Genomic DNA, 7,124 nt, shown 5'->3' on the forward strand with positions numbered 1-7,124 from the left:
CATGGTCGACGACACCGCCGCGCTGATCGAGTCGCTGGGCGCCGCCCCGGCCCGCCTCGTCGCGGTGTCGATGGGCGCGTTCATCGCCCAGGAGCTGATGCTGTCCCGCCCGGAGCTGGTCCGCTCGGCGGTGCTGATGGCCACCCGCGGCCGCCAGGACCGCACCCGCGACTTCTTCCGCACCGCCGAGGTGGCCCTGGCCGAGTCCGGGGTGCGGCTGCCGGACGAGTACGAAGCGAAAATACGTCTGCTGGAAAGCTTCTCGCCCAAGACGCTGAACGACGACGCGGCGGTGAAGGACTGGATCGCGATGTTCACCATGTGGCCGGTGAAGTCCACCCCGGGGCTGCGCTGCCAGATCGACGTCGGGCCCGCGGAGAACCGGCTGCCGGCGTACCGCAGCATCACCCACCCGGTGCTGGTGATCGGCTTCGGAGACGACGTGGTCACCCCGCCGCACCTGTGCCGCGAGGTCGCCGACGCGATCCCGAACGCCCGCTACCTGGAGATTCCCGACGCCGGGCACCTCGGCTTCATCGAACGCCCGGACGCGGTGAACCAGGCGGCGCTGGAGTTCCTCACCGAAATCGACGGCAAGCCGTACCGCTGGACGCCGCCGACCGCCGAGTGAGCCGGGCCGCAATTTCTACCACGACGCATTCGTCCGGCTCGGCTTCGGTGCGGCGATGACGCCGGCGGGTACGTTTACTCAGGTGAGCAATCCCTCGACGGCGCAGGCCCGCGTCGTCGTCGACGAGCTGATCCGCGGCGGCGTCCGCGACGTGGTGCTCTGCCCGGGATCGCGGAACGCGCCGCTGGCGTTCGCCCTGCACGACGCCGACCGGGCCGGGCGGATTCGGCTGCACGTGCGGATCGACGAGCGCACCGCCGGCTACCTGGCGATCGGCCTGGCCGTCGGCGCCGGCGCCCCGGTCTGTGTGGCGATGACGTCGGGAACGGCGGTGGCCAACCTCGGCCCAGCGGTGGTGGAGGCCAACTACGCCCGGGTGCCGCTGATCGTGCTCTCCGCCAACCGGCCCTACGAGCTGCTCGGCACCGGCGCCAACCAGACCATGGAGCAGCTCGGCTACTTCGGCACCCAGGTGCGGGCGACGATCAGCCTCGGACTGGCCGAGGATGCACCCGAGCGGATGGACGCCCTCAACGCGACTTGGCGGTCGGCCACCTGCCGGGTGCTGGCCGCCGCCACCGGATCGCGCACCGCCAACGCCGGCCCGGTGCAGTTCGACATCCCGCTGCGCGAGCCGCTGGTGCCCGACCCGGAGTCGGGAGCACCCGGCGACTCGCACCCGGCCGGCCGGGCGGGCGGCCGGCCGTGGACCTACACCCCGCCGGTCAGCTTCGACCAGCCGCTGGACGTCGACCTGACCCCGGACACCGTCGTCATCGCCGGGCACGGCGCCGGCGCCCACCCCAACCTGGCCGCGCTACCCACCGTCGCCGAGCCGACGGCGTTTTCTGGTCCCGGCTGTCCCACTCCGCTGCACCCGTTGGCGCTGCCGCTGCTGCACCCGCGGCAGGTGATCATGCTCGGCCGGCCGACGCTGCACCGTCCGGTCTCGACGCTGCTGGCCGACCCGAACGTCCCGGTCTACGCGCTGACCACCGGCCCGCGCTGGCCGGACGTGTCGGGCAACTCGGCTGCCACCGGCACCCGGGCGGTCACCACCGGCGCGCCGGATCCGGCCTGGCTGGCCCGCTGTGCCGACCTGAACGCCCACGCCCTGGCCGCGGTGCACGGGCAGCTGGCGGCCCATCCGCTCACCACCGGGCTGCATGTGGCCGCCGCCGTCGTCGCCGGGCTGCGCCCCGGTGACCAGCTGGTGCTGGGTGCCTCCAATCCGGTGCGCGACGTGGCGCTGGTCGGGCTGGCGGGCGGCGCTCCCGCGGACCTGACGGTGCGCTCCAACCGCGGGGTGGCCGGCATCGACGGCACGGTCTCCACCGCGATCGGCGCGGCGCTGGCCTACGAACGCACCCACGGAGCCGATGCCCGCACCGTCGCGCTGATCGGCGACCTGACCTTCGTGCACGACAGCTCCGGGCTGCTGATCGGGCCCACCGAGCCGACACCGCGGCGGTTGACCATCGTGGTCTCCAACGACAACGGCGGCGGCATCTTCGAGCTGCTGGAGCAGGGCGACCCGCGGTTCGCCGACGTGTCGTCACGGGTCTTCGGCACCCCGCACGACATCGACGTCGGCGCGCTGTGTCGCGCCTACCACGTCGACTGCCGCCAGATCGAGGCCGGCGAGCTGGCCGGCGCGCTGGACGAGCCGGGGACCGGGCTGCGGGTGCTGGAGGTCAAGGCGGACCGATCCTCGCTGCGCGCGCTGCACGCCGCGATCAAGGCCGCGCTGTGATTCCCGATCCCGTGTCGAAGTCGGCAACAGTGCTGTGGAACTTCGTGATTCACGGCGGTAGCCACCGCCCGCCGGACACCCCGGCCCGCCGGGCGGTGCGCTGGATCCGGGTCGGCGTGCTGGTCGCCATCGCCATGGTGACCCTGCAGTCGGTGCTGCTGGTCGCCGGCGCGTGGCGAAACGACCTGGCTATCGAGCGGGACATGGGCGTCGCGCAGGCCGAGGTGCTCAGCGCGGGGCCGCGGCGCTCCACCATCGAGTTCGTCACCCCGGAGCGGATCACCTATCGTCCGCAGCTCGGTGTGCTCTACCCGTCGGAGCTGGCCACCGGGATGCGGATCTACGTCGAGTACGACAAGGCCGACCCGGACCTGGTCCGGGTGCAGCACCGCACCGCGGCGCTGGCGATCATCCCGGCCGGCTCGGTGGCGATGGCCGGCTGGCTGATCGGCGTCGGGCTGCTGGCCACGCTGGCCGCGCTGGATCGGCGACTGGCCGGCGCGGCGGCAGCCACCCGCTGACCGTCGGGCCGCGGCGCTACCGCCCGGCGCCGAGCCGGTCCAGCCAACCCGGCTCGTCGGTGTCGACCACGGTGCCGGTGTTGACGTCGTAGACGGTGGGGGTGCCCGGATTCGCCGGGTTCGCCCGCTCGAGCAGCTCACGATTGGCGGCGTTCATCGCCGCGGTGTCGACGACGACGTCGCCGGCCGCGATCCGGTCGGCCACCGGGCCGGGCACGCCGCTCTCCCGGGCCATCACCGCGATCTCCGCGGTGGCGGGGCCGTCACCGCGGCGCTGCTGGCGGTACAGGTCGTCGACGAAGCTCTGGTAGACGACCGGGTGCACGGCCGGGTCGGCGGCGGTGATCAGCGCGTTGGCGATCCGGGCCGAGGCGTCGTTGTGCCGCCGGTCGTCGAGGAAGGTCAGCCAGCGGTAGGTCACCGCGACCCGGCCGCCGGCGATCGCGCCGATCAACGGCGCCCCGGACACGGCCTCGAACTCCGCGCAGTGCGGGCACTGCGGCTCGCAGAAGATCTCCAGCCGGGCCGGGGCCTCGGCCGAGCCCAACACCACGCCGTAGCCGTCGCCGGTCACGCTGGTGCCGGGCGCCTCGGCCCGGGCCGGCGCGCAGACCGCCAAGCTCGCCACCACCACCAGCACCGCAGCCAGCCGTCGCATCCGCGCACCCCTCTCCGGCCGGGCGGGCCCCGGCGTCGCGACCACCCTATCGGCCGGCCGGGTAGCGTCGGACCGGTGAGCCGCGCCAGCCTGGACAAGGACCCCCGGGCGGTGGCGTCGATGTTCGACGCGGTCGCCCGCCGCTACGACCTGACCAACACCGTGCTGTCGCTGGGCCGAGACCGCGCCTGGCGCCGGGCCACCCGCGCCGCGCTGCGGCTGCGGCCCGGGGAGAAGGTGCTGGACCTGGCCGCCGGGACCGCGGTCTCCACGGTGGAGTTGGCCCGCTCCGAGGCATGGTGCGTGGCGGCGGACTTCTCGGTCGGCATGCTGGCCGCCGGCCGCAGACGCGACGTGCCCAAGGTGGCCGCCGACGCCACCCGGCTGCCGTTCGGCGACGACACGTTCGACGCGATCACCATCAGCTTCGGCCTGCGCAACGTCGCCGACCACCCGACCGCGCTCACCGAGATGGCCCGGGTCACCCGGCCCGGCGGGCGGCTCGCGGTCTGCGAGTTCTCCACCCCGACCGTCCCGGTCTTCGCCACCGTCTACAAGGAGTACCTGATGCGGGCGCTGCCGGCGGTGGCCCGCGCGGTCTCGTCCAACCCGGAGGCCTACGTCTACCTGGCCGAGTCGATCCGGGCCTGGCCGGATCAGGCCGCGCTGGCCGAGCGGATCAAAGCGGCCGGTTGGTCGAACGTCAGCTGGCGCAACCTGACCGGCGGCATCGTCGCGCTGCACACCGCCGTCCGCTGAGCTGCTCGGTCAGCCGACACCGATCGGCACTCGACGCTCAGCCCAGGTGCGCGGAGAGCAGCCAACCCTCGACCGACTTGAGGCCATTGGGCTCATCGCGCAGCTCGGTACCGCCGAATCCGGAAAAGCCCTCGGGGAACGACGCATACAGCCGAGCGGGCTTGATCTCGTCAACCGTCCAGTACTTCGAGACCACGGCACGGAGCTCGTCTTCGGTGACGGCGTTGGGCGGACCCTCGGGTATCGCCGCCTTGTCGAAGACCAGCGCGAAGTACGACGCCCCAGGTGCGGCGGCGCGGACGATGGATTGCTGATAGCCGTCGCGGGCCTCGATCGGGATGGAGTGAAACAGCGTGCTGTCCACGATGGTGCCGAACCTGCCGTCGTAGCCGGTGAACGAGCTGATGTCGGCGACCTCGAAGCTGGCGTTGGCCAGGCCCCGGTTCGCTGCCTCGCGCCGGGCCAGGTCGATCGCGGTGGGGGACAGGTCCAGGCCCACCGTGGTGTGTCCGCGTTCGGCGAGGTACAGCGAGATGGCGGCCTCCCCGCATCCGACGTCGAGGACGTCGCCGTGGAACTTGCCCTGCTCGATCAGCGCGGCCAGTTCGGGTTGTGGTCCGCCAATGCTCCACGGTGGCTTGACCCCCGCGCCGAACCTCTCGGACTCACCGCGGTAGGCCGATTCGAATTGGAAATCCAACGATTCAGACATAGTCATGATTAATACCAAGCATCTTGGTATATGTCAAGATACTTGGTGTGGGCGGGTATGAGGACCAGCCGCTGGGGTACCTGCTGCAACGCGTGATGGGGCTGCTTCGGCCGCAGGTGGCTGCGGAGCTGCGCCCGCTCGGGCTGGGATTGCCGCAGTTCGTGTGCATGCGGATCCTGTCGATGTCGCCCGGGCGGTCCAGCGCCGAACTCGCCCGCTACACCCACGTCTCACCGCAGGCGATGGACCAGTTGCTGGCCGGCCTGCAAGACATGGGCGCGGTGACCCGGCCGGCGACGGTGTCGTCGGGCCGCGCCCGCCCCGCACACCTCACCGCCGCGGGCCGGGCCCTGCTCAAACGCGCCGAAGCTGCCGTCCGGATCGCCGACCAGCGGATCCTGACTCAGCTCACGCCGACCGAGGGTCAGGAGTTCAAGCGGCTGCTGTACGCGGCCGGGGAAGCGCACGCTCCCGCCGACGGTGAGAACCTCAGCTGAATGGACTCCGGCGGTCCAGCAACCGCGACATCCGCCCGCCGCCGCGCCACGCCCGGGCCACCGCATCGGCGTCGTCGTCGGTGACCAGGTTGGCCATCACCCGCACCGCGATCCGCATCAACGCCGTCGAACGCATCGCGACCGGGCCGGTGGCGGGCAGGAACCGGGGAAAGGTCAGCAGCAGCGCCAGCCGCCGGGCCACCGAGAAGCCGCGGGCGTAGCGGTGGCGCAGCTCGTCCGGCCAGACCCGGGAGAAGTCCGCAGCGCCCGCAGCGCTCAGCAGATCAACGGCGAGCCGCCCGGTCTCCAGGCCGTAGTCGATGCCCTCGCCGTTGAGCGGGTTGACACAGGCGGCGGCGTCGCCGATCAGCATCCAGTTCGGCCCGGCCACCCCGGAGACCGCGCCGCCCATCGGCAGCAGCGCGCTGGCCGGCGCCCGCGGCTCCCCGGTGAAGCCCCACTCGTCGCGGCGCAGGTCGGTGTAGTGGCTCAGCAGCGGCCGCAGCGCCAGGTCGGCGGGGCGTCTGGCGGTGGCCAGCGCCCCCACACCGATGTTCACCTCGCCGTTGCCCAGCGGGAAGATCCAGCCGTAGCCGGGCAGCACTTCGTCCGTGGAGCCGTTCGGTCCGCGCAGCTCCAGGTGCGAGGTGAGCCACGGCTCGTCGCTGCGTGGTGAGGCCAGGTAGCCGCGGGCGGCCACCCCGTACACCGTCTCCTGGTGCCACTGCCGGCCCAGCGCACGGCCCAGCGGCGAGCGGGCGCCGTCGGCGACGATCAGCGTCCGGCAACCCACCTGGGCGCCGCCGGCCAGCAGCACCGCGCGGACCCGGCCGGCGGAGTCGTGGTGCACGCCGACGGCCTTGCGGCCCAACAACATCCGCGCCCCGGACTCTTCGGCGGTCTTGCGGATCCGCTCGTCCAGTTCGGTGCGCGGCACCGCGCTGCTGGTCGACGGGAAGGACGGCCCCGGCCACTGCACCTTCACCTGCCCGCCGAACCCGGACATGGCCAGGCCCCGGTGCCGGATGTGGCCGTCCAGCCAGTCGCCCAGCCCCAGCAGCTCGAGTTCGTCGACCGCGCGCGGGGTCAGCCCGTCGCCGCAGGCCTTGTCGCGGGGGAATTCCGCGGCGTCGATCACCAGCACGTCGCGGCCGGCCCGGGCGGCCCAGGCCGCCGCCGCCGAACCGGCCGGCCCGGCGCCGACCACCACCACATCGGCCACCATCTCGGCGCTGGTGTTCATGCTCACCAGTATGTTGGAGCCGTGAGCACACCGGCGACCGTGGTGGCGGGCCTGGACCTCGGGGCGTACGCCGATCCGGCGTTCGCCGCCCGGGTCGGCGACGGGGTGTCCCGGGTCGAAGAGTTGATGGACACCGAGCTGCGTGGCGGCGACGAGCTGATGACCGAGGCGGTGACGCACCTCTTCGACGCCGGTGGCAAGCGGTTCCGGCCGCTGTTCACCGTGCTCTCCGCCCAGCTCGGGCCGGAGCCGGACGCCTGGCAGGTGACCATCGCCGGCGCGGTCATCGAGCTGGTGCACCTGGCCACGCTGTACCACGACGACGTGATGGACGAGGCCAAGCTGCGCCG

Annotated in this window: 9 protein-coding genes; 6 read left to right on the forward strand and 3 right to left on the reverse strand. The window is 72.7% G+C overall.

Annotated elements, in window-relative coordinates; genetic code table 11:
* The 3 genes from AC2VNT_RS17125 to AC2VNT_RS17135 all read left to right on the forward strand — a co-directional run.
* The coding region (locus AC2VNT_RS17125; RefSeq protein ID WP_486947992.1) for an alpha/beta fold hydrolase at positions 1 to 631 on the forward strand (631 nt) is incomplete at its 5' end.
* Positions 632 to 686: 55 nt separating this feature from the next.
* Positions 687 to 2,384: a 2-succinyl-5-enolpyruvyl-6-hydroxy-3-cyclohexene-1-carboxylic-acid synthase gene (gene menD / locus AC2VNT_RS17130; protein WP_486947993.1), complete on the forward strand. Its 1,698-nt coding sequence runs from the start codon at positions 687 to 689 to the stop codon at positions 2,382 to 2,384.
* Positions 2,385 to 2,395: 11 nt separating this feature from the next.
* Entirely contained in the window at positions 2,396 to 2,905 is a 510-nt protein-coding gene (locus AC2VNT_RS17135; protein ID WP_486947994.1) for a DUF3592 domain-containing protein, read from the forward strand.
* A gap of 16 nt (positions 2,906 to 2,921) precedes the next feature.
* Here the strand turns inward: AC2VNT_RS17135 and AC2VNT_RS17140 are convergent, their stop codons facing one another.
* Positions 2,922 to 3,563 carry a thioredoxin domain-containing protein gene (locus AC2VNT_RS17140; RefSeq protein ID WP_486947995.1) on the reverse strand — a complete coding sequence of 214 codons (642 nt, stop codon included), beginning with the start codon at positions 3,561 to 3,563 and terminating at the stop codon, positions 2,922 to 2,924.
* Between the two features lie 75 nt (positions 3,564 to 3,638).
* On the opposite strand from AC2VNT_RS17140, the gene AC2VNT_RS17145 reads away from it, so the two are divergent.
* Positions 3,639 to 4,322, forward strand: coding sequence for a demethylmenaquinone methyltransferase (locus tag AC2VNT_RS17145; protein WP_486947996.1), 684 nt, complete (start codon positions 3,639 to 3,641; stop codon positions 4,320 to 4,322).
* A gap of 37 nt (positions 4,323 to 4,359) precedes the next feature.
* On the opposite strand, the gene AC2VNT_RS17150 is transcribed toward AC2VNT_RS17145, so the two are convergent.
* Positions 4,360 to 5,034: a class I SAM-dependent methyltransferase gene (locus AC2VNT_RS17150; protein WP_486947997.1), complete on the reverse strand. Its 675-nt coding sequence runs from the start codon at positions 5,032 to 5,034 to the stop codon at positions 4,360 to 4,362.
* Between the two features lie 95 nt (positions 5,035 to 5,129).
* On the opposite strand from AC2VNT_RS17150, the gene AC2VNT_RS17155 reads away from it, so the two are divergent.
* Complete coding sequence (locus AC2VNT_RS17155) at positions 5,130 to 5,531, forward strand: MarR family winged helix-turn-helix transcriptional regulator (RefSeq protein ID WP_486948000.1); 402 nt, start codon at positions 5,130 to 5,132, stop codon at positions 5,529 to 5,531.
* Here the strand turns inward: AC2VNT_RS17155 and menJ are convergent.
* A complete protein-coding gene (menJ, locus tag AC2VNT_RS17160; RefSeq protein WP_486947998.1) occupies positions 5,524 to 6,774 on the reverse strand; it encodes a menaquinone reductase in 1,251 nt (416 codons plus the stop codon). The two genes, AC2VNT_RS17155 and menJ, sit on opposite strands and share 8 nt — an antisense overlap.
* 21 nt (positions 6,775 to 6,795) lie before the next feature.
* Here menJ and AC2VNT_RS17165 point away from each other — a divergent pair.
* Positions 6,796 to 7,124 (forward strand): polyprenyl synthetase family protein (locus tag AC2VNT_RS17165; protein WP_486947999.1); only part of this gene is annotated, 329 nt, incomplete at its 3' end.

Source organism: Mycobacterium sp. TH-M15, from assembly GCF_057473705.1.